The 21,942-nt window shown below is 68.1% G+C and carries 14 protein-coding genes and 1 pseudogene; 7 read left to right on the top strand and 8 right to left on the bottom strand.

Features of this window, described 5'->3' with window-relative positions; all coding sequences use genetic code 11:
* Positions 1-47: 47 nt before the first annotated feature.
* The 3 genes from EIK80_RS14915 to EIK80_RS14905 form a co-directional block, all read right to left on the bottom strand.
* A complete protein-coding gene (locus EIK80_RS14915; RefSeq protein ID WP_125157781.1) occupies positions 48-3,047 on the bottom strand; it encodes a TonB-dependent siderophore receptor in 3,000 nt (999 codons plus the stop codon).
* 181 nt (positions 3,048-3,228) lie between these two features.
* Positions 3,229-6,264 carry a glycosyl hydrolase family 28-related protein gene (locus tag EIK80_RS14910; RefSeq protein ID WP_125157780.1) on the bottom strand — a complete coding sequence of 1,012 codons (3,036 nt, stop codon included), beginning with the start codon at positions 6,262-6,264 and terminating at the stop codon, positions 3,229-3,231.
* Positions 6,265-6,286: 22 nt separating this feature from the next.
* The gene (locus tag EIK80_RS14905) at positions 6,287-9,298 is read right to left on the bottom strand and encodes a glycosyl hydrolase family 28-related protein (RefSeq protein ID WP_125157779.1); all 3,012 of its coding nucleotides are present in this window, start codon (positions 9,296-9,298) and stop codon (positions 6,287-6,289) included.
* A 151-nt stretch (positions 9,299-9,449) separates the two neighbouring features.
* On the opposite strand from EIK80_RS14905, the gene EIK80_RS14900 reads away from it, so the two are divergent.
* Entirely contained in the window at positions 9,450-10,037 is a 588-nt protein-coding gene (locus tag EIK80_RS14900) for a gluconokinase (protein WP_233586651.1), read from the top strand.
* Here EIK80_RS14900 and EIK80_RS14895 read toward each other — a convergent pair.
* The gene (locus EIK80_RS14895) at positions 10,005-10,682 is read right to left on the bottom strand and encodes a FadR/GntR family transcriptional regulator (protein WP_125157778.1); all 678 of its coding nucleotides are present in this window, start codon (positions 10,680-10,682) and stop codon (positions 10,005-10,007) included. The genes EIK80_RS14900 and EIK80_RS14895 overlap by 33 nt on opposite strands.
* A 336-nt stretch (positions 10,683-11,018) precedes the next feature.
* Between EIK80_RS14895 and EIK80_RS14890 the strand changes: the two are divergent.
* From EIK80_RS14890 to EIK80_RS14865, 6 genes and pseudogenes are all read left to right on the top strand, one after another.
* Positions 11,019-11,231, top strand: a pseudogene (locus EIK80_RS14890) (response regulator transcription factor); the annotation flags it as partial.
* Positions 11,232-11,275: 44 nt separating this feature from the next.
* A complete protein-coding gene (locus EIK80_RS14885; RefSeq protein ID WP_125157776.1) occupies positions 11,276-12,190 on the top strand; it encodes a formyl transferase in 915 nt (304 codons plus the stop codon).
* A gap of 84 nt (positions 12,191-12,274) precedes the next feature.
* The gene (locus EIK80_RS14880; protein WP_125157775.1) at positions 12,275-13,477 is read left to right on the top strand and encodes a hypothetical protein; all 1,203 of its coding nucleotides are present in this window, start codon (positions 12,275-12,277) and stop codon (positions 13,475-13,477) included.
* Positions 13,470-14,789 (top strand): lipopolysaccharide biosynthesis protein, encoded by a 1,320-nt coding sequence (locus tag EIK80_RS14875; protein WP_125157774.1) that lies wholly within the window; start codon positions 13,470-13,472, stop codon positions 14,787-14,789. Before EIK80_RS14880 ends, EIK80_RS14875 begins: the two co-directional genes overlap by 8 nt.
* A gap of 14 nt (positions 14,790-14,803) precedes the next feature.
* Positions 14,804-15,889 (top strand): glycosyltransferase, encoded by a 1,086-nt coding sequence (locus EIK80_RS14870; RefSeq protein WP_125157773.1) that lies wholly within the window; start codon positions 14,804-14,806, stop codon positions 15,887-15,889.
* Positions 15,886-16,986, top strand: a complete 1,101-nt coding sequence (locus EIK80_RS14865; RefSeq protein ID WP_125157772.1) for a glycosyltransferase — start codon at positions 15,886-15,888, stop codon at positions 16,984-16,986. Before EIK80_RS14870 ends, EIK80_RS14865 begins: the two co-directional genes overlap by 4 nt.
* On the opposite strand, the gene EIK80_RS14860 is transcribed toward EIK80_RS14865, so the two are convergent.
* Genes EIK80_RS14860 through EIK80_RS14845 form a run of 4 tightly spaced genes read right to left on the bottom strand, consistent with a single transcriptional unit; the run spans position 16,983 to position 21,904 of the window.
* Complete coding sequence (locus EIK80_RS14860; protein WP_158624702.1) at positions 16,983-18,323, bottom strand: MmgE/PrpD family protein; 1,341 nt, start codon at positions 18,321-18,323, stop codon at positions 16,983-16,985. The two genes, EIK80_RS14865 and EIK80_RS14860, sit on opposite strands and share 4 nt — an antisense overlap.
* A gap of 10 nt (positions 18,324-18,333) precedes the next feature.
* Positions 18,334-19,464 (bottom strand): adenosine deaminase, encoded by a 1,131-nt coding sequence (gene add / locus EIK80_RS14855; protein ID WP_125157770.1) that lies wholly within the window; start codon positions 19,462-19,464, stop codon positions 18,334-18,336.
* Positions 19,464-20,786 (bottom strand): NCS2 family permease, encoded by a 1,323-nt coding sequence (locus tag EIK80_RS14850; RefSeq protein WP_125157769.1) that lies wholly within the window; start codon positions 20,784-20,786, stop codon positions 19,464-19,466. Before EIK80_RS14850 ends, add begins: the two co-directional genes overlap by 1 nt.
* On the bottom strand, positions 20,783-21,904 hold the full coding sequence (locus EIK80_RS14845) for a nucleoside hydrolase (protein ID WP_125157768.1): 1,122 nt from the start codon (positions 21,902-21,904) through the stop codon (positions 20,783-20,785). Before EIK80_RS14845 ends, EIK80_RS14850 begins: the two co-directional genes overlap by 4 nt.
* Between the last annotated feature and the right edge of the window lie 38 nt (positions 21,905-21,942).

Genomic DNA, 21,942 nt, shown 5'->3' with positions numbered 1-21,942 from the left:
GGGCCCGGGCGGGACCGCCCAGGGGAAGGAAAGGCGGAGGAACCGGACTAGAAGCTGTAACGCAGACCAACGTGGTAGAAGCGGCCCAGCAGGTCATAGAGCGCCGGATTGGCGTCCAGACCGGTGTTGGTCTGCGGCGACGGCGTCGGATCGCGGTTCAGCAGGTTGTCGACCTTGCCATAGAGCTGCAGACCCTTGCCGAACTTGTACGAGGCGCTGATGTCGACATAGGTCGCGCCCTTCATATGGTTGTAGTCGATGGTCGGGTTGACGCCGGTCGAGACGGGGCAGCTGCCCGGCTTGCATTCGATATAGTCGGTGGTCGTGCCGCCGAACCGGCCATTGCTGAACCAGCGCTCCTGGACGCTGAAGGCGAAGCGGTCGGTGTCCCACGACTGGATGGCCAGGAACTTCCAGTCCGGCGTCGCGCCGGAGTTCTGGCCAGCCGAGTCGACGGCGACCGCGCCGGGGATGCCCGGATTGGTGACGAACTTGTGGGTGTTCGTGGCCAGGCCACGGACAGTGAAGCGCCCCGGAACGCTGGGCAGCTCGAAGCGATAGCTGCTCTCGATGTCGAAGCCGCTGGTCTTGATCGAGGCCAGATTGAACGTCTGCGAGTTAATGAACGGCGTCACGCCGCCCGAGGGGGCAAGATTGAAGGCGCCGCAGAACTGGCTGAGGCCAGCATAGCAGAAATTGACGATCTGCTGGGCGCCCAGGCTGGAGATGCCGCCATTGAGGACGATGTTGTACCAGTCGACCGAAACGCTGAAGCCCGGCAGCCATTGCGGGTTCGACAGCACCGCGCCGATGGTCACGTTCTTGGCGATTTCCGGCTTCAGGTCCGGGTTCCCCACCACGTTCTGGAACGCCGTCACCGCGCCGCCGGAAGGCTGGCCTGGCGGGGGGTTGTTGGTCGTGGGAATGGTGAAGTTCGGCAGGGTGGTCGTCACCGGTGCGGCGAACAGTTCCGACAGGTTCGGCGCGCGGACGTCCCGCGAGGTGACGGCCCTCAGGCGGACGCCGTCGATCGGCGTGTCCCAGGTGGCCCCGACCTTCCAGGTGTAGACGGTGCCGGAGGTGCTGTAGTCGGTCCAGCGGCCGGCCATGTTGAGATTGGCCCGACCCGCCGCTTCCGAATTGACCAGCGGGATGTTCACTTCGGCATAGGCTTCCTTGACCGAATACTCGCCGGCGCCGGAGTGGTAGTTGCCCGCGAACCAGTTGGAGCCCGACGCATTCAGGACCGGGTCGGCAGGGTAGTCGGCGGTATTGGGCGAGTCCGTATTGCCATCGCCGTAGGGGTCGCCTTGGACGTGGTACTGCTCCTTGCGCCACTCGCCGCCAAACGCCAGCGAGACCGGACCTGCCCAAGACGAGAAGGGTTCGCCGCTGAAATTGATGCTGGCCACATCCTGCTTCTGCACGGAATGCTGATACGGGCCGTTCTTGGGCGTGATGTAGGCCAGGGCGGCTTCGCTCGGCGGCTTACCGCCGAAGATGTTGATCGGCACGCAGCCGTTGGCGCGGGCGATCGGGTCGGCGCAGACGATCTGACCACCGACGGTCGTGGCCTGGATGGCCGCGCGATAGCGCGGCATCAGCAGGATGTCGCGAACGTGGATGTTCGTCGTGTTCTGGCCGTGGGTGTAATAGGCGTCGTAGCGCCACTCCTTGCCCATGGCGTTGAACTTGCCGTCGGCGCCGATGACCGCCCGGACCTGGGTCCGCGTCGGATGGACCGAGATATTCCGCGGCAGCAGCGCGTTGCTGGTGCCAAAGCTGAAGGACGTGATGTTGTTGGCCGCGCAGGCCGCCACGATCGACGCCGGCAGGAACGGGTTCGAGCACGACATCGTCAGGCCGGTGGTCGCCGCGCCCGGATTGGGCTGGTTGCTGCTTTCCACACGGGCGACGTTCAGGGTCGCGTAGATCTCGTTGTTGTCGTCCAGGTCGTAACCGATGCGGCCATAGCTGCCCATCCGCTTGATCCGGGATTGCAGCGAGGTGCCGACGCCGACATTGCCCGACAGGTCGCCGCCAACGCAGAAGCCGCCGTTCGTATAGCAGCCGCTGACCGCGCCGTTGGCCGCCTTGGACGGCACGCCGCCGCCACCATACTGGAACTGGAACGGATTGCCGGCCTGGTCGAAGGCTGTGCCTTGCAGCGGCCCGTTACTGATCAGGCCGTATTTGGTGTACTGATAGGCTTGGGCGTGCTCGCGATAGAGGTACTGAGGCGAACCGTCGTTGGTGACCCCGCGATTGACCAGGGTGGCGGTCGTATACCAGTCGCGGCTGCCCGGCGCGTCCTCGCCGAAGCCACCCGCCGGGACGCCCTCTTCCCAGTCATATTCGCCGCTGACCTGGACATGCAGGCGGTCATTCAGGAAGTTCTTCCCGGCGGCGACCTGGGCCAACCATTGGTGGTTGTCGCCATACTTGGTGACGCCCCCCATGACGTTGGCCTTGAAGCCCACGAACTTCTTGTTGGTGATGAAGTTGACCACGCCGCCAACGGCGTCCGAGCCATAGGAGGCCGAGGCGCCGCCGGTGACCACGTCGACCCGCTCGACCAGCAGCTGGGGGAACAGGCTGATGTCCGGCACGCCGGTGACATTGGCCGGCACGACCCGCTGGCCGTCCAGCAGGGTCAGGGTGCGGATGGTGCCAAGGCCCCGCAGCGAGAACGAGGACAGGCCCTGCTGGCCGCTCGAGGTGCTGAACGTGCCGGTAGTGGCGCCGCTGGAGCCCTGCAGGGACGGCAGCTGAGTGATGGCGGTGAAGATGTTCGGCTGGGCGGCGCGCTCGAGATCGGCCTGACCCAAGACCTGGGTCGGGGTCGGCGCGGTGAACCCGGTCGACCGGATCCGCGTGCCCGTGACGATGATTTCGGTCAGCGCCGTCGAGTCGGACGATCCTGTGGCAGGAGCCGGCGCCGTCTGGGCGTTGGCCGCTCCGGCCGCCATGACCATCGCGACCGCGCTGGTCGCGAGCAACATGCTCAAAACGGGCGATCGCCCCCGCAGGCTACCGACAGCGCTCATCCTACACCCTCCCATTTTTCATTGAGACCCTCGTTCGATGGCCTGATCGGACTATCTCAGACGATGGGACCGCTAACTATACGACCATGGTCGTATGCCCCGCGGGCTGGAGCTTCCGGCCAACGCCAACAGCCCCGGACGCGGCGCGCCCGGGGCTGTTTCGCCGTCCGTCCTCGGCGTCTTATCGCGGACGAACCGCGTAGAGCGCGTGGTGGGTCAGCACGAACAGGGTCTGCTTGTCGGGGCCGCCGAACAGCAGCTGCAGCGGCCGTTCGGGGACGTCGACACGCCCCAGTTCCTGGCCGTTCGGCGCGTAGACGAACACCTGGCCATTGGCGACATAGACCCGGCCCTGGCCGTCCGTCGCGACGCTCTCGCCGCCCCGGTCGGCGAAGGGTTTCAGGTCGGTGATCGCCCCGCCCTTCCCCACCACGCCGCTGTAGGTCTTGTTCTCGGAGCTGTTGGCCAGGAACACCCGCTGCCCTGGCTTCGCCGTCGTGAAGCCGTAGGTGTCCAGCGAGTCGGAGAACCGCAGGCCGCGATAGTCCGGCGGCCCCTGCTGAAAGACGCGGTAGGCCGGCAGCACCAGGCTGCCGTCAGGCGAGACGTATTCACGCGACTTCGACAAGGCCATGTCGCGCAGGAAGAAATCCGCCAGGGTCGGGTACTGGTAGGTCTCGGGATCGATCTGGTCCTTGAACTCGCCGTTGTTCCACCAGTTGACCGGCAACACGGTCGCCGCGCCGGCATGGTCGGCGGTCGGCGTCGCGGCGATCACCGTCACCTCGGTGTCCGGGCTTCCGGGCTTGAAGCTGTAGACCGAGCCGTTGCGGCCGTCCGACGACAGCACCAGAAGACTGCCCGAGGCGTCGACCGCCAGGTTGACCGGATCCAGGGTGTTGTCGCGCACGATCGACAGCTTGCGGGCGTCCGACCAGCTGTAGATGCGCTGATGCTTGCGGTCGGCGAAGTATAGAGTCCCGGTCGCGTCGACGGCCCCGCCGCCCAGCGAGTAGAAACCGTCGGCCAGCTTCTCCACCGTCGCGCCAACCGGGAAAACAGAGGGCGCGACCGGCTTCGAGACGGCCGGCAGGTCCAGCACCGCGAACTGGCGCTCGCGCACCTCCAGGCCGTTGGTGACGTCCTGGATGGCGTTCTCGTAAGGATACTTGGTCAGGCGCAGGAAGGTCGCGCATCCGTTCTCGTCGCACGTTCCCAGACCGCTCTCGCCATTGACGGCCACGTTGCGGAACCGGATGTCGTGCGAGTTATAGACCCGCACCGCCGCCGGCGCCGGCTTGCGCGTCCGGGTGACGCGGTAGCCGTGATAGTTGGCCAGCAGGATGTTGTGGGAGTCGCGGATCTCCAGCGAGACGGTGTCCTCTCCCTCTCCGGCCTCCTCCTCGGTCTGGGGCGCCAGGAACTCCCAGTTGGCGACGCGGTTGAGGGTGATCTCGGTGCGCACGTGGTGCTCGACCGACGTCTGGTACACATGGCCGGGCGTCGTGGTGTCGGAGACGTAGATCCCCGTATAGGCGTAGGTATTGGGGCTCCAGACATTCGCGAATGTGCCGCCGCCGCCGTTGGTCACCCAAAGGCTGGGATACTGCCCCGCCCAGCGCTTGGCCGGATCGGCGTCGCCCGTGCCGTTGGCGTTGTAGGGAATGACCCGCGTCCCATCGAACAGGTTGGTGCCGTGGCCGCCCTGGAACTTGACGTCGTTGACCATCGAGGTCGCGCCGGCCGTCCACAACAGGGCCGTGGCGCGCGGATTGGCGCCGTCGGTGTAGAGACCCAGGCCGAAGACGATGTTGTCGCCGCCCTTGGCCGACTCCACCAGCGCCTTGGGCGCGCCCACACCCTGATAGGCGGGTGTCCCGTGGGGCAACACGATCTGGGTCAGGCTGGGATGCAGGCCGATCAGCACCGTGTCGGGCTTGAGCTTCAGGGTGTCAGTGACGCGATAGAATCCGGTCGGGAAATAGACCACGCGATGGCCGTCGATCGCCTTCTGGATGGCGGCCGTGTCGTCGGTGACGTTGTCGCCCTTGGCGCCTAGCGTGCGGACATTGGTCCAGTCGACGGTCGCCGGCAGCGGCCGGATCGCGGGCGCGTCGGGCTTGGGAAAGGCCTTCAAGGGTTCGGCCTGGAGGTTCGTACGGTACTCGCCCATCTGGCCGGGGGCTGGCACGGTGAGGCCGTGATTGAAGGCCGAAACGTGGTAGGTCGCTCCCTTGCCGGCGACCGTCTTGCCGCTGTCGCGGAAGCGGGCGAACACCGGGGTGTTGGACGCCACCGCGTTCTCGAAGCCGACCTGGGTATAGACGTTGCGCTCGTTGGAAATGACGACGCCGGCCCTGGAGATGTTCTCGAAGCGGACGTCCTTGCCCCACAGCCAGTCGCCATAGCCCCTGTCGATCTCGATCCCGACTGGCGTGTCCTTCATCGCGACATTGACCAGGGTGAGCCCCGCCTCGTGCTCGCGGATCGCCGCGTCGCGCTGGCCTTCGAAGGTCGAGTCCAGCAGCACGAAGCCCCAGGCCGGCGACGGCTTCTCGGCCAGAATGCCGTAGCGCCCCCCCTTGAAATGCAGGTCCTCAGCCTCGTTGGCGACGTGGTAGAGACCCGCCAGGCCCGAGCCGATGTCGAACTCCATGTGGGTCAGCACGGCGTGCTGGGCGGCGTGGAAACGGATCGCCGTGGCCGCCGGATTGCCCTTGCCGATCTTGAAGTCGATGTTGCTCATCGCGCTGTAGAAGGTGCCGGGATTGGCGTCGGGCACGGTCTTGTCGAACGGCACGCTGCCGGGCGGCGGGAAGGCCACCGGACGGCCCGCCGGATCGCGCTTGGCGCCGGCGAAGATCACCATGTTGGCGACGCCCTTCTGGAAGCCCGGCGTGGCGTCGGGAAGCTCGATCAGCGGCCGCGTCGCGCCGACGCCGAACACCCGCACGCCCGGCCACAAGAACAGGGTCTTGGTGATCCGGTAGCGCCCCGATGGCAGGAAGACCAAACCGCCGCCCGGCTTGGCGGCCGCGGCGTCGATCGCCGCCTGGATCGCCGCGCCGTCGTCGGTCTTCCCGTCACCCTTGGCCTTGACCACGATGGCGGCCGGGTCGTCGGGGACCGTCGCCAGGACCGAGGTCGAGGCCCAGGCGGGATCGGTCGCCAAGCTCAACGCGATCGAAGCCGCACCCAACACAAGCCAATGCTTCATGGCAGCCTCCCTCACCCGCGACCTACGGGTTCACAGCGTAGAGCGAATGGTGGGTCAGGACGAATAGCGTCTTGCCGCCCTCCCCGCCGAAGATCAGTTGCAGCGGCCGCTCGGGCACGTCGATGCGACCGGCCGGCTGGCCATCGGCGCCGTACTGGAAGATCTGACCGTTGGCGACGAACACCCGGCCCTGGCCGTCCACCGCGACGCTCTCGCCGCCGCGATTGGCGAACACCTTCAGGTCGGTCAGGGTCCCGCCGGGCCCCACCTGGCCGCTATAGGTCTTGTTCTCCGAGCCGTTGGTGAAGAACAATCGTTCGCCGACCGCGCCGCCGATCAGGCCGTGGGTCTGCAGGCTGTCTGCCCAGCGCCAGCCGACATGGTCCGGCGGGCCTTGTTGCCAAACCCGGAAGGCCGGAAGCGCCACGCTGCCGTCGGGCGAGACGTATTCCTGGGCCTTGGGTGTCCCGACGTCGCGGGCGAACATTTCGGCCAGGGTCGTGAACTCGCCCTTGGCCGGGTCGTACTGGTCGCGGAATTCGCCATTGTTCCACCAGTTGACCGGCAGCAGCGTCTTGGTCCCGGCGCGCGAGGAGACGGCCGTCGGCGCGATCATCGTCATCTGGTCCTTGGGGCCGTTCGGATCGATCGAATAGACCGCGCCTTGCGGCCCCAGCGATGACACCACCAGCAGGTTGCCCGAACGGTCGACGGCCAGGTTGGTCGGGTCCAGCGAGCTGTCGCGGACGATCTCCAGGCCCTTGGCCGCCGTCCAGCGATAGATCCGCTGGAAGCGCTTCTCGACGAAATAGAGCGCCCCGTCCACGCCGACCGTCGCGCCCGAGATCGACCAGAAGCCGGTCTCCAGCTTCTTGACGTTCGGATTGGCTGGAGGCGGCGCCGGCTGGTCATCCTTCACATCCAGCACCGCGAACTCGCGCTCGCGCACCTCCAGCTTGCGGGTCTTGTCCTGGATGGCGTTCTCGAACGGATACTTGCTGGCCCGCAGGTAGGTGCCGCAGCCTATTGTGTCGCAAAGGGCCACGCCGCTCTCGGCGTTGATGTGGACATTGCGGAAGCGGATGTCGGTCGAGTTGAACAGCTTCACCGCCGTCTCGGCCGGATGGTACGAGCGCGTGACCCGGTAGCCGTGATAGTTGGCGAACAGGATGTTCTTGGAGTTGCGGATCTCCAGAGACACCGCATCGGGGCCGTCACCGACCTCCTGCTCGGTCTGAGGCGCCAGGAATTCCCAGTTCTCGACATTGTCGAGCACGAACTCGTTGCGCACGTGGTGCTCGACCGAAACCTCGTAGATGTGGCCCGGCGTCTTGGTGTCGCTGATGTAGAACCCCGCGGAGGCGAAGGTGTTCGGGCTCCAGACATTGGCGAAGGTCCCGCCGCCACCGTCGGTCACCCAGATGCTGGGGTACTGAGCGTCCCAGCGACCGTCGGCCACGGGATCGCCGCTGCGGGCCTGGGCCGCGCCCAGCGGCTTGCCGTCGGCGGTGGGCGTGCCGCCGCCGCCCATGATCTTGACGTCCGTGACCAGCGATTTTTCGCCCGACCGCCACAGCAGCGCCGAGGCGCGCGGGTTGATGCGGCCTGTGAACAGCCCGATGCCGGACAGGATGTTGTCGCCCCCCTTCGGCGTCTCCAGGATCGGCTTCACCGCCCCGACGCCGGCGTGACGGGAATTGCCATCCGGAATGACCAACTGGGTCAGGGCTGGGTGCAGGCCGATCAGCACGGTGTCGGCTTTGAGCTTCAGGGTGTCGCTGACCATGTAGAAGCCGATCGGCAGATAGAGCACGCGATGGCTGTCGATCGCCTTCTGCAGGGCGACGGTGTCGTCCGTCGCGCCATCCCCCTTGACGCCCAGCGTCTTGACGTTGGTCCACTCGCCGATCGGGGGCGTGGAACGCAGCGCCGGCGCGCCGGCGTTGGGCAGCGCCTTGAGCGGCGCGATGTCGGAGATCGTCTTGTACTCGCCCACTTGGCCCAGGCCCGGCAGGGTCAGGCCGTAGGTGAAGTTGGCGACCCGATAGACCTTGCCCTTGCCCGTCACCGTCTTGCCGCTGTCGCGGAAGCGCGCGAACACCGGGGTGTTGGAGGCCACCGCGTTGTCGAAGCCAACCTGGGTGAAGACGTTGTCCTCGGCGGAGATGACCACGCCGGCCTTGGAGACGTTCTCGAACCGGACGTTCTTGCCCCACAGGCTGTCGCTGTAGCCGCGATCGATCTCGATCCCGACCGGCGTATTCTTGATCGCGACATTGACCAGGGTCAGGTCGACCTCGTGCTCGCGGATCGCCGCGTCGCGCTGGCCGTCGAAGGTGGAGTCCACCAGGGTGAACTGCCAGGCGGGCGAGGTCTTCTCGGTGACGATGCCATAGCGGCCGCCGTGGAAGTGGACGTCCTCCATGATGTTGCCGGCCTGGTACACGCCCGCGAAACCCGAGCCCAGGCGGAAGTCCATGTGGCTGAGGAAGGCGTGCTGGGCCATCCGGAAGCGAACCCCGGCCGCGGCCGGATTGCCGTCGCCGATCTCGATGTCGACATTGCTCATCGACGAATAGAAGGTGCCGGAATTGGCGTCGCGCACCTTGGCGGTGGCGGGCCGCACGGTCGGCACCGGCACGGGGATGTCGCCGACCTGGTACTGGTCGCCGCCGGTGAACACGACCATCGTGCCCACGCCGTCCTGGAAGCCTGGCGTGTTGGCGCCCAGCACGAACACAGGCCGGGTCGCGCCCACGCCGAAGACGCGAACGCCCGGCGGCACCAGCAGGCTTCGGCTGATGCGATAGCGACCCGACGGCAGGAAGACCAGGCCATGACCCGCGCCGTCTCGGGCGGCGTCGATGGCCTTCTGGACGGCGTCGGTGTCGTCGGCCTTGCCGTCCCCGACACCCTTGACCGTGATCGCCCGAGGATCGTCAGGCGCCTTGGGCAGATACGAATTCGAAGCCGCGGCTTCCGCCACGACGGGGCACGCAGCCACCAGGATCGCCGACAACAGGATCGCTCTCATGCTGCTCCCCAAATCTACTTTGGGACTAGTGATAGAGCGGTCAGCGTGGGCGCCCACCGCGACCATGGTCGTAGTTACGGCTCGTCGACACGCCGCTAGAACCCCAACCTCGACGTGTCGATCTCCGACACCTTCCGGTCGAGGACTCCGCTTGCCGCCATCGCGCCCAGCACGCTCCACCAGTTTCGCCGTCGTCGTCATGGGCGTCAGCGGTTGCGGAAAGTCGACCCTGGGCGCCCTGCTGGCCGGCGCGCTGGACTGCCCGTTCCTGGAAGGCGACGAGTTTCACGACAGCGGCGCCGTCGCCAAGATGCGTGCGGGCCAGCCCCTGGCTGACGACGACCGCTGGCCATGGCTCGATCGACTGGGCGCGGCCACCGGGGAGTCCCTGACAACGCAGGGCGGCGTCGTGGCGGCCTGCTCGGCGCTGAAACGCAGCTATCGCGAGCGACTGCGCGAGGCCATAGGGGCGCCCACGCGGTTCGTCTTTCTTGACGCACAACCAGACGAACTCATGCGCCGCCTCACCCAGCGCGCGGGCCACTATATGCCGGCCAGCCTATTGAACAGCCAGTTGGCCACCCTGGAGCGTCCGGACAGCGACGAGGCCATCCTCACGCTCGACGCCGCCGCCTCGCCCGAGCGTCTGCGGGACCTGGCGCAGACCTGGCTCGAGACCATCGCTCGGCCAGCCAGCGCCACGCGCCTAGGGCATGAGCCGCTTCCGCCCCCTGGATAGATGCCAGCGCATGGCCAGAGCGGCGCCGTCGCCGTCCTGCGCTCGGATCGCTTCCACGATCATCTCGTGCTCGCGCATCATCTCGGCGATCGCTTCCGGCGGCCTTGACCGCGAGATGTCGACGCCGGCGCGCATGATGCGGTCGACATCGGCCTCCAGCGCCTCGAAGGCGGCCAGGAAGGCCGGGTTGGCGGTCGCCAGCACGATCTCGCGATGCAGCGCCATATCCTCCGCGTGGGCCGGCGCGCTCGACATCAAGGCGGTGCGCAGCCTCGATAGCGCCGCCTCGATCGCCACCATTTCCTCCGCCGAGCGTCGCACCGCCGCCAGCCGCGCGGCCTCGGCTTCCAGCACGAAGCGCACCTCGTAGCTGCCCATGGTCGACGGCAGCTCGGACAGCGGCATGTAGGCGCTCAGCTTGTCCGACGGCCGGTTCTTGATGAACGAGCCCGCCCCGCGCCGCGCCTCGGTGATGCTGTCGGCGGCGAGGCGCACCAGGGCCTCGCGCACGACGGTGCGCGACATGCCGAACATCTCGGCCAGCCGCGCCTCGGACGGCAGGCGGTCGCCAACCTCCAGGCCATCGCTGTTGATCATCTCGACGATGCCCGTATAGGCCCGATCAGCCAGGCGGCCTTCGCTCATCGCTCTCCCCTTCGTTGACGCCACCATCGGGCCATTCGCGTCGCGAGGCCAACCCCCACGCTCCGCAACCGTGCGCCACCCAAAAACCTGTATGACAGATTTCGGAGATATAACGACACCGACGCGATGTTCACGCTCACATTTCTAAAATCGCTTGAATTGGTCCAACAGATAACGCTAACATCCGAAATCAGCGAACCGGGCCCAGCCGACTCACAGCGGCAGCGAGAAGCCGGTCGCCGCGCCTCCGAACACGGAGGCGCCGGGACGAGACAGAGGGGTTGACGCATGACCACGATGGACATCCGCGGCGCGGACCAAGGCTTCGAGACCGGGCTGGGCGCTTTGACGCCGACCCAGATGAAGGTCCTTGAGGGCGTCAATCTGGGGCTGCTGAACAAGCAGATCGCCCACGATCTCGGCATCGCCGAGGCCACGGTGAAGGCGCACATGACCGCGCTGATGCGCAAGCTCAACGTCCACAATCGCACCCAAGCCGCCATCGCCGCACAGTCCCTGGCTCAAGGCCTGCGGTCCGCCGGACGCTAAGCCCGCGCTTGCCAATAGGGGCGCCCTCGCGCTAGCGCAGAGCCATGCCCCTATTCGCGGATATCTGGCGCGTCGGCGTGATCGAGAGTTCCATCCAGGCCGTCGCCGCGGCTGGGGGCCTGCACGCCGCCCCCGTGCGTTGGCTACCGGAGGAGCCGTCCTACAGATTTCTGGCGGACCCGTTCGGCCTGTGGCGCGACGGCCGGATACACCTGTTCGCCGAGGCCTACGACTACCGCACGCGGCATGGCGTCATCGACTATCTTGAGCTGGACTCCGACTATCGGCCGGTCCGCCGCGAGACGGTGATCCGCGAGCCCTGGCACCTCTCCTATCCCGTCGTGTTCGAGGCCGACGGCGAGACCTGGATGACGCCGGAGGCCTTTCGATCGGGGACCTTCACCCTCTATCGCGCCGAGCGCTTCCCGGACGTCTGGGAGCCAGTGGCGAAGATCGCCTTCGACACCCCCGCCATAGACCCGACCTTCTTCCAGTGGGAGGGACGCTGGTGGTGCGCCTATTCGCCGGACGGCGCGCAGCGTGACAAGCAGGGCAAGATGCACCTGGCGCACGCCGATCGCCTCGAAGGCCCCTGGACGCCCCATCCGGGCAATCCGGTGCGGATCGATCTGGCCAGCAGCCGACCGGGCGGCACGCCCTTCATCCACGAAAATCGCCTTCATCTGCCGGTTCAGGACTGCACCCGCACCTACGGCGGCGACCTGCGCCTGCTCGTCGTCAACGTCCTGACCCCCAACCGCTTCGAGGCCGAGGCGACGGCGATCCTCAAGCCCCCCGTCGACGCCGGCCGCTATACGGGCGGACGCCATACCCTGGCCGCCTGCGGGCCCGTGACCCTGTTCGACGCCAAGCAACAGAAGGTCTCGCCACGTGGCCTGGCGATCGACATCGCCCGCAAGATCCGCGCGCGCGGGGCGAAGGCTGGGCGCTCCGCCTGACGTCCCGCCGCGCGGCGCGGCGTCACGGTCGCGCTTTTTTCACGAACCAGTACGGCTCCGCTCGATCGGTGTCGTCAGACTGGTATGCGGATTTGTTTCCTCTTCAATCACGACCAAGTCCATCAGGTGGCGCACAGCCTGCCGATCGCCCTGGCGATGCTGGACGCCAATCTCGACGCCGAGATCATCATCGCGACGTCGAACGCCCGACTGACGGCCGAAGTGACGCGATTGAGCGGAGGCCGGGCCGGCCTGCCCGTCGTGGAACTGGGCCTGACACGCCGGTCCAGCCAGCTTGCGAACCAGTTGCTGGAGCGATTGCTCCCCGCCGGCAAGCTGCTGTTCTACCGCGACAATCTCGACTTCTTCCGCTCGGTGGACGTGCTGGTGGTCGCCGAGAAGACCTCGCTGATCCTCAAGACCAAGTTCGGTCTGGACAACCTCAGGATCGTCCACACGCGTCACGGCGCGGGGGACCGGGCGGTCGGCTTCGACCCCGCCAGCGCCCTCTTCGACCATGTGCTGGTTTCGGGTCCGAAGATCCGCGAGCGACTGGTCAGCGACACCGGCGTGAGTCCCGAGGCGATCTCGGTGGTCGGCTATCCGAAATTCGACCTGGCCTCGGCCACCCCCACGCGGCCGCTGCCGAACGACGGTCGTCCGCTGGTGCTGTACAACCCCCACGTCTCGCCGCACCTGTCGTCGTGGTTCACCGTCGGCCGCGAGGTCCTGGACTGGTTCGTCGACCACCCCGAATACCAACTGATCTTCGCGCCGCACGTCATGCTGTTCGAGCGCCCGTTCACGATCAGCGTCGACAAGCTACGCATCGACCGGCCCGGTCGCCTGGCGGCGCGACACCTGAACGCGCCGAACATCCATATCGACCTGGGCAGCCGCGCCTCGACGACCATGACCTACACCCAGGCCGCCGACATCTATCTTGGCGACGCCAGCAGCCAGGTCTACGAGTTCCTGCTGCGCTCGCGTCCCTGCATCTTCCTGAACCCGCAGGGCCATGACTGGCAGAACGACAAGAACTTCGGACACTGGAAGATGGGCCGCGTGATCAACGGCGTGGATCAGTTGGGCAGCGCGCTCGAAACAGCCTCGACCGACCACGCCGCCGGCTACTGCCATGTCCAGCGCGAGCAGTTCGAGAACAGCTTCGACCTGACCGAGGAGCCCTCGGCCCGTCGCGCGGCGCGGGCCGTGGCGGCGTTCGCGGGCCTGACCGCGCCTTTGCTCCAGCCGATCGCCGAGTTCGTCCGTGTCGCGAATGGCTGAGGATCGCGGCGCGCTGCGCGGCATCTTCGGCAACACCTTGCGTCTCCTGAGCGGCAAGGCCGGGGCCGGGATCATCAGCCTCGTCTATATCGCCCTGGCCGCCCACGCCCTGGGCCCGAAGGACTACGGCATTCTGGTTCTGGTCCACACCTATGTGCTCGCCGTCGGCGGCGTCATCGAGTTCCCGGGCTGGCACGCGGTGGTGCGCTATGGCGCCCAGGCCCTGCTGGCCGGAGACGAGCGAAGGCTTGCCCGCCTGCTCAAATGCGCCGCCGCGTTGGAGCTGGCCTGCGGTGTCGTCGCCGTCGTGATCTCGGCGCTGCTCGCGCCGTGGATCGGCGCCAAGCTCGGCTGGTCGGCGCGCGCCATCGAACTGAGTCTGCCCTACAGCCTGGCGGTGCTGGCCACCGTGCGCGCCACGGCCGCTGGCTATCTGCAGGTCATTGGACGCTTCGGCCTGCTGGGCGTCCACAGCCTGGTTCCGCCCGTCGTGCGCCTGATTGGCGCCGTCGTCGTCTGGATTGGCGGCTGGGGGCTGGTCGGTTTCCTTTGGGCCTGGCTGGCCGCGGCCGTGCTGGAATGGGCCGTGATGTGGATCATGGCCTTCGCCGTCATGCCTCGGTCGCTACGCGGGCTTGCCCTGGCTGCAGATCCCCGCGGCGTGCGCGCCGAGAACCCCGGCATTGTCCGCTTCATGCTGGGCGCCAACGCCGATGTGACCTTGGCTGAACTGGCTGCGCGCGTGACGCCGCTGGCCATCGGCTGGCTGGGCGGCCCGGCCGCCGCCGGCCTCTTCGCCATCGCCCAGCGCGCCACCACCGTGATCGCCCAACCCGCCCAGAGCCTTGGCCAGGCGGCCTACGCCGAATTGGCCAAGCTGGCCGCCAGGGGGGAGACGGCGCTGGTCATCTCGACGATCGCCCGCGCCAGCGGCGTGACCATGGCTATCGCGATCCCGGTCTGCGTCCTTTTCGGCCTGTTCGGAGACACGTTCGCCCGGCTGATGGGCGGTGATGGGTTCGCCGCAGCCGGCGGGCTGATGCTTTGGCTGGCCATCGCCCGCACCCTGCTGCTCTGCGCCCCGCCGCTGAGCGCGGCCCTGACCGCCCTCGGTCGTCCCGGCCTGTCGGCCACCATGAATCTGATGGGCAGTTTCAGCCTGGTCGCCCTGTTGTCGATCGCCCTGCCCGACTGGGGCCAGGGCGCGATCGGTCCTTGCATCGTCGCGCAGGCGGTGCTGACCATGGCGCTGCTGGCCGCGGCGTTGGCCACCCAGGCTCGTCCGTCCGCGAGCACGCCCCAAACCGCGTAGTATGGCCGCCTGACATGCGTATCGCCTATGTGATCAACTCCGTCGAAGGCGGCGGCGCTCAATCGCCTGTTCCCGCCATCGCCCGGGTGCTGCGCGACGAAGGCGCGGAGGTCGCGGTGTTCGCGCTCAGCCGCCGCGACGGCCGAGGCGCCGTCGCCATGGAGGCCGCCGGCTTGGACGTACGCGTCTGTCCGGCCAGCGAAAAGCAGCAGATCGCCGCCCTTCGCTGGCTCCACGCCGAGCTGAAGGCCTGGAAGCCCGATGTGGTCTGGACCTCCCTGACCCGCGCCACCCTGATGGGCCAGATCGTCGGCGGCTGGCTGGGCAAGCCGGTGGTCAGCTGGCAGCACGCCGCCTTTCTCAAGCCCGCCAACCGCGCCCTGCTGCGCTGGCGGCGCGCGGCGTCGGCCCTGTGGATCGGCGATTCAGAAAGCGTCACCGCCCTGACCGCCGAACGGATCGCCCCCGATCCGGACAAGCTGGTCTGCTGGCCGATCTTCTCTATGGACGCCGACGCGCCCCAGGCCAAGCCGTGGCGCCCGGGCCAGACCCTGCGGCTCGGCGCGCTGGGCAGACTGCACCCCGTGAAAGGCTATGACGTCCTGCTCGAGGCTCTGGCCCAGTTGAAGGCTCAGGGCTTCGCGCCCGCCACGCCGTTCGAGGTGCTGATCGCTGGCGATGGCGGCGAGCTGGAGCGGCTCGAGGCCCAGAAGGCGGAAGCCAGTCTCGACAATGTCCGGTTCGTCGGTTTCAGCCAGGACCCGCGGAGCTTCCTGGCGACCTTGCATCTCTATCTGCAGCCCTCGCGCTCGGAGGGCCTGTGCGTCGCGGCCCACGAAGCGATGCAGGCCGGCTTGCCGGTGCTGGCCTCGGCGGTCGGCGAGCTCCCCTACAGTATCGTGGACGGCGAGACGGGTTTCCTCGTTCCGCCGCGCGATCCCGCCGCGCTGGCCGCCGCTCTGGCTGAAGCGCTATCGAATCCGGAGCGCCTGGGGTCCATGGGTCAGGCCGCCCGGGGCCGGATCGAGGCGCGGTTCGGGGCCGAACAGTTCGCGGCCCGCGGCGCGGCGATCGTCCAGCGCTTGAAACGCCTGGCATGAAAATCCTCGTCGTGCTGCACGACCTGCCCCTGGGCGGCACCGAGCGCGTCGCCCTGCGCCTGACCGACGCCTGGGCCAAGGTGGGTCATCAGGTCACCTTACTGTGCGGCTCGGCGACAGGCGCCCAGGCAGGTTTGGTGTCGGAGGCCGTGGAGTTGGTCGAGTGCGCCCCGCCGATCCCACGCGGCTTCGGCTCCCGCATCCGACTGGGCCGCGCGGTGGCCGAGCATTTGCGCCGCCATCCCGCCGACGTGCTGTTCGCGCCCGGGAACTTCCACTGGTCGGTCTGCCGCTCCGTGGCCAAGAGCCTGGGCGACGACCGTCCGGCCATCGTCGCCCAGGTCAGCTCCCCGATCTTCAAACATGGCCGCAAGGGCTTGAAACAACGGATGTTCGAGGCCGGCGCGCGCCGCCGCCTGCGGGATGTCGACGCGATGGTGACGCTGTCGCCTCGGACCGTGCCCGAGACGGATAGATTGTTGGGCCGCCGCATCGCCACCGCGATCCCCCTGCCCGCGCTCGACGACACCCTCCATCCGGCGAAGATCGCCTCCGGCAAGCTGATCGTCGCGGCGGGGCGCCTGGCGCCGGAAAAGGGTTATGACATCGCCCTGAAGGCCTTCGCCAGGATCGCCGATGCCGAAGCCCGCCTGGCCTTCATCGGCGACGGGCCGCTGCGGGCGGACCTGGAAGCGCTGGCCGAGAGCCTCGGCGTCCGGGAGCGCGTGACCCTCGCCGGCTACGCGCCGGACATCGCACCCTGGCTCGATCGCGCGCGGCTCCTGCTGCTCAGTTCCTGGCACGAGGGCTTCGGCGCGGTCATCGTCGAGGCCCTGGGGCGCGGCCGTCCTGTCGTCGCCACGGACTGCACGCCAGCGGTGTGGGACCTCCTGGACACGCCCGGGCGCGGGCGCGTTGCGGCAGCGGGCGATGTGGACGGCCTCGCCAGGGCGCTCGAAGCCGAACTGGCCGCCGCCCCGCCCGAGCCCTCCGCCCTGATCGCCGCGGTTCAGGCCTACCGGATCACCCCGGTGGCAAACGCCTATCTCGACGTCTTCGAAGCCAGCCGCACGCGGCGACAGCCCCCCATCAGCTAGGCGCCGTCGCCGCCGCATGCGGCCGCGAGCAACCCGACGAGATCCTCCGTCGACGCCAGGGTCTCTACGCGGCTCATCAGGTCCTTGGAATGCGCCGCTCCAAGGCGAGGCTCGACCAGATTCAGGAACTTTGTCCGCAACCTCCCTCTCAGGACGTTCAGATCGCCGGCGGGTCTGGAGACGTCGTGACGCGCCACGAACCTCCGGCCGTCGAGGGTCTCGATGCTGACCTCGGTGACATCCTCGGGCCATCCCGCCGGCGCCAGCTCAACCTCGGTGATGGCCCGAACAGCCTGCAGATCGGCGCGCTGAACGACGGAGTCCGCATAGGCGGCGACATCCGAGGTATCGACGCCGTGCAGGGCCAGGGCCGCGTTGAGGCGCAGGCTGAACTTGGCCTCCAGCCCCGTCCGCGGTTCGGCGATGTTGCACATGGCGTCGGCCCCGGCGTCGACCTTCAGGCAGATCGCGCGAACGGCCTCGGGTGCCAAGCCCTCGCGACGCAGGACTCCAACCGCCTCCAGGGTCCCGTGCGCGCCGAAACAGGCGGCGTGGTGCTTGAAGAGGTTGTTGTCCAAGGCGTAGCCGTCCCAGCGCGGTTCCTCCGCCAGCGGGCCGTCGCTCTGGGTGGCGGCGAAGCCGCGCGGATGCTCCAGGATGTCGGCGCGAGCGCTCACGCCCGCGCGCGCCCACAGCGCCGCCATCACGCCGGCCTCGGCGGCTCGCCCCGCGTGCAGCGGCTTGGCCATGGTGCCGAACTGCGCCTTCAGCCCCGCCGCCTGAGAGCCGGCCAGGCCATAGGCCCGCGCCGTCTCCTCTTCGTCGAGGCCCAGCAGATGGGCGCAGGCCGCCGCCGCGCCGAACGCGCCGATCGTCCCGGTCGCGTGAAAGCCCCGCGCATAGTGGCTGGCGCTGATCAGGGTCCCGATCATGCCGGCGGCTTCGTAGCCGGCGACGAAGGCCTCGATCACCGCGCGTCCCGACAGGCCCTCGGCCTCGGCCAGGGCCAGCAATCCGGGCAGGATCACCGCCGTCGGGTGGACGCGCATCGCCAGATTGACATCGTCATAGTCCAGCGCGTGTCCGGCCACCCCATTGACCAGGGCCGCCTGACGAGCGCTGAACCCACTCCCCAAGCCTACCACCGAGGCCACGGGAGCAGCGCCTTCAGCCTCCACGACCTGGCGGATCAACCGCGTCGCAGGTTCCCCGCCCCCCCCGATCGCCAGGCCGAACCAGTCGAGGACGCAGAGTCGCGCCATGTCGAGCGTGGCGGACGGAACATCGGCCGCCGCCGCGCGGCTCCGCCGAATGATCGCCGTCGTCAGCCCGCTCACTGAGGCCTGCTCACTGGGGGAAGACCGCCGGACCGGGCCAGCTTGTCGTCGCGACCAGGGCGTCGAACTCGGCCGGCCAGCGCGCGCGCCATTCGGCCTTCTGGTCGTCATCGGTCCAGGAACCGTCCACGCCGTTCAGCATCATCGCGCGAAGGTCGGCCATGTCGTAGCCGAGATGGCTGTGCATCAGCTCCCAGGCGCCGCCGGGCGTGACGTTGTGCAAGGTCGGGTCGTCGGTGTTGGGGTGCAACTTCAGCCCCAGGGCGGACATGGCGCGGATCGGATGATCGATCGCCCAGCACTCGGGCTCCAGCGTGCGCAGATAGTAGGAGTTGGTCGGCACGATGGTGAACACCAGGCCCCGCTCGGCATAGCGCCGGGCCAGATCCGGGTTGTCGACGATGGTGTAGCCGTGGTCGATCCGATCGACCTTCAGCCTCTCGACGGCCGTCTGGACGTTGGTCCAGGGCATGCCGAACTCGCCCGCATGGGCTGTGGCCTTCAGGCCATGGCGACGCGCCAGGGCGTAGGCCTCATGGAAGAGCTCGGGCGGGCGGTCGTTCTCGCGATAGTCGATGCCGATGCCGGGTACGGCGGGATCGCGGCAGCCGAGCATAAGTTCGACCATCTCGAGCGCGCTGGAAGCCTCGGCTTCGCGATCGATGCTGGGGATGAGCAGCCCGCTGACGCCGACATCCGCCCGCGCCTCGCGGACGCCCGCCAGGATCCCGGCCTGGGCCTCGCGGTAGGCCAGGCCCGTATCGCGAACCGTCGCGGTCGGGTTCCAGAAGAACTCGGCGTGACGCACGCCCTCGGCCGCCGCGTCCTGGAGGTACTCGTAGGTGATCCGGCGGAAGTCGTCGGGTTCCAGCAGCAGGTGACGCTCCAGCGCCCGCAGCACGCGCAGCACGCCGACCGGCTTGGACCCGCGCTCGTAGAACGCGGCGATCTCGGCCTCGGTGATCGGCGCGCCCCTTCGACGGACCATGTCCGTGAAGGTCTTGCGCCGCACTGAACCCAGCAGGTGGCAGTGCAACTCGACCTTGGGGATGGCGCGGAAGACGGCGCGCTGGACGTCGGTCGTCCGGCGTCCCAGCGTGGAGGCCGGGACGGCTCCGATGGATGCGGTGGTGTCGGTCATCAGTGCGTGGCGGCCGTGTAGAAGTAGTAGCCGAGCGGAATGGCCAGAATGAACAGGCCGAGCGGGATCTCGCGGGCCTTGCCAGCCAGCACCTGGACGATGACATGGACCAGCAGACCGCCGGCGATGCCCGTGCCGAAACTGTTGGAGATCAGGGTCAGCAGCACCATGGCGATGGCGGGGAAAAGGTCCGTGACGTCTTCGCCGCGCAGGTGGCGGATCGTGCCCAGCATCGAGACGCCGATCAGGATCAGGGCCGGGGCGGTGGCCTGCTTGGGGATGGCCATGGCCAGCGGCAGCAGGCACAGGGCGCCCAGGAATAGCGCCGCGGCGGTGACCGGCGTCAGGCCCGTGCGGCCGCCGGCCTCGACGCCCGCGGCCGACTCGACCAGGGCGGTGCCCGCGGGAATGCCGATCAGCGGCCCAACTGCGGCGGCGAGGGAGTCGACCAGGAATGGCCGCTCGATCCCTGGCAGATTGCCCTGCGCGTCGGTCAGTCCGGCCTTGGCGCCGATCGCCAGGGTCGTGCCCAGGGTCGAGAAGAACTCGCCCGCGAAGAAGGCGAAGACATAGGGCAGAGCCGCCAGGCTGAACGCCCCCGCGAAGTCGACCTGCAGGGCCACCGGTCCAAGGCCATGCGGCAACGAAAACAGGCTGGGCGGCAGCTTGGTCAGGCCCAAAGGAATGCCCGCGAGGGCGGCGGCGGCGATGCCGGCCAGCACCGCGCCAGGGATCTTGCGGGCTTGCAGGGCCAGGGCGACGGCCAGGCCGATCAGGGCCACCACCGGTCCGGGCTGGGAGAAATCGCCCAGCTTCAGGGCCATGGTCTTGGCGTTGACCGCCACCATGCCCGCGTCGCGGCAGCCCAGCATGGCGATGAACAGGCCAATCGACGCGCCCAGGCCGAGCTTGATCTGGGGCGGGATCATCTTGACCACCAGCTCGCGCGCACCGGTCAGGGTCAGAACCAGGAACAGCACGCCGGAAGTCATGGCGATGGCCAGACCGGTGGCCAGGGGGACATGCTCGGTGTGCGCCAGGGTCACGCCCAGGATCACCGAACCGCCGATCCCGGGTCCGACGATGAAGGGCAGGTTGGCGTAGACGCCCATGGCGATGCTGCCCAAGGCCATCACCAGGATCGCCGCCGTGGTGGCCGCGCCCCGATCCATGCCGCCCGTCGACAGCAGCGACGGGATCACGACGATCAGATAGGCGGCCGCCAGGAAGCTGGTCAGGCCCGCCATCATCTCGCGGCCGATCGTGGTCTCGCGCGCGCTCAGAGCGAAACGGCGATCTAGCAGCGTATGCAGCCTGGTCATTTGGAGGCCTGCGCCACGAAGGTCTCAAGGAAGCGCGGCACGTCGATGGCCCGCACGATGTGGACTTCACGCTCGCCGGCGTTCGGCGCCATGTCCGACTTCCACACGACGGGCTGGCCATAGGAGGGCCCGGCGAAGGTGTCGACGTCCATGCGCGCCACCAGTTCCTCGGTGACCAGCGAACGGTCGATGGCCACGGCGACGGTGATCTCGTCCCACAGAGGCTGGCCGATCCGGGCGTAGGTCTTGACGTAGGTCGCCACCGGCGTGCCGGCCGCGCCGATACGGTCGACCACTTCCTGCGTCGCCTTGGCGGCGGCGGTGACGTTTCCCATCACGGTGATCTTCTTCCACGGCGCGGTCAGCACGATATGCGCCGCCTCGGGGTCGAAGATGAAGTTGAAGTCGGTGGCGTAGTCGGTATTGCCGGTCACCCGCGCCACGGCGGTGTCCAGCTTGCCCGGCTCGATGACGATCTCCTTGGCCAGGGTCGCGATGTCGGGCGCGATGCGCAGCGCCAGGGCGATATTGGTCAACGGGCCGGCGCTGACGATCGTCACCTCGCCCGGATGAGCGCGGACGTTGCGGATCAGGGCGTGGACGGCGTCCTCCTCGGAGGCCTTGAGCTTCGGCTCTCCCTCCGGCATCGGCGGGATCAGGTCGGGATCCTGGGGATGGTAGGTGCGGCCCGGACGCGGCGTGCTCCAGGCGCCCTTGAACGGCACCTTGCCGTAGCGCGCCTCCCAGTTGGCCATCTCGACCTGGGTGCGGATCAGCGGCATCTGCGCCCCCAGGTGGACGGGAGGCTCGGGACGCTTGGCGATTTCGAGGAAGCGCAAGGCGTGAGCGGCTTCCTCCTTCAGCCAGGCGTCGCCCGTGACGACGCCGATGCCCAGCAGCTTGACCCGATCGTCGCGCAGCAGCGGGATCAGCGACTGGATGTTGCTCTGGCCCGGACCGAGAAAATCGTTGTCGAAGAAGATCGCGACCTTGTCCCTGGCGGCGGCCGGCGACGTGGTCTGGGCGAGCGCGCTGCTCGCGAGCGACTGGCTCGCGAGCAGCGCCGCCAGGCCAAGGGCTGCGTGGCGCAAATAAGGGGAGAAGCGACAGGGCAGCATGGGAGATCCTTGGCCTGGACGCGGGAGGAAGAACGCCC

This window comes from Caulobacter sp. 602-1, assembly GCF_003931565.1.
In the GTDB taxonomy this organism is placed as follows: domain Bacteria; phylum Pseudomonadota; class Alphaproteobacteria; order Caulobacterales; family Caulobacteraceae; genus Caulobacter.
This window is presented reverse-complemented; position numbering and strand designations above follow the sequence as displayed.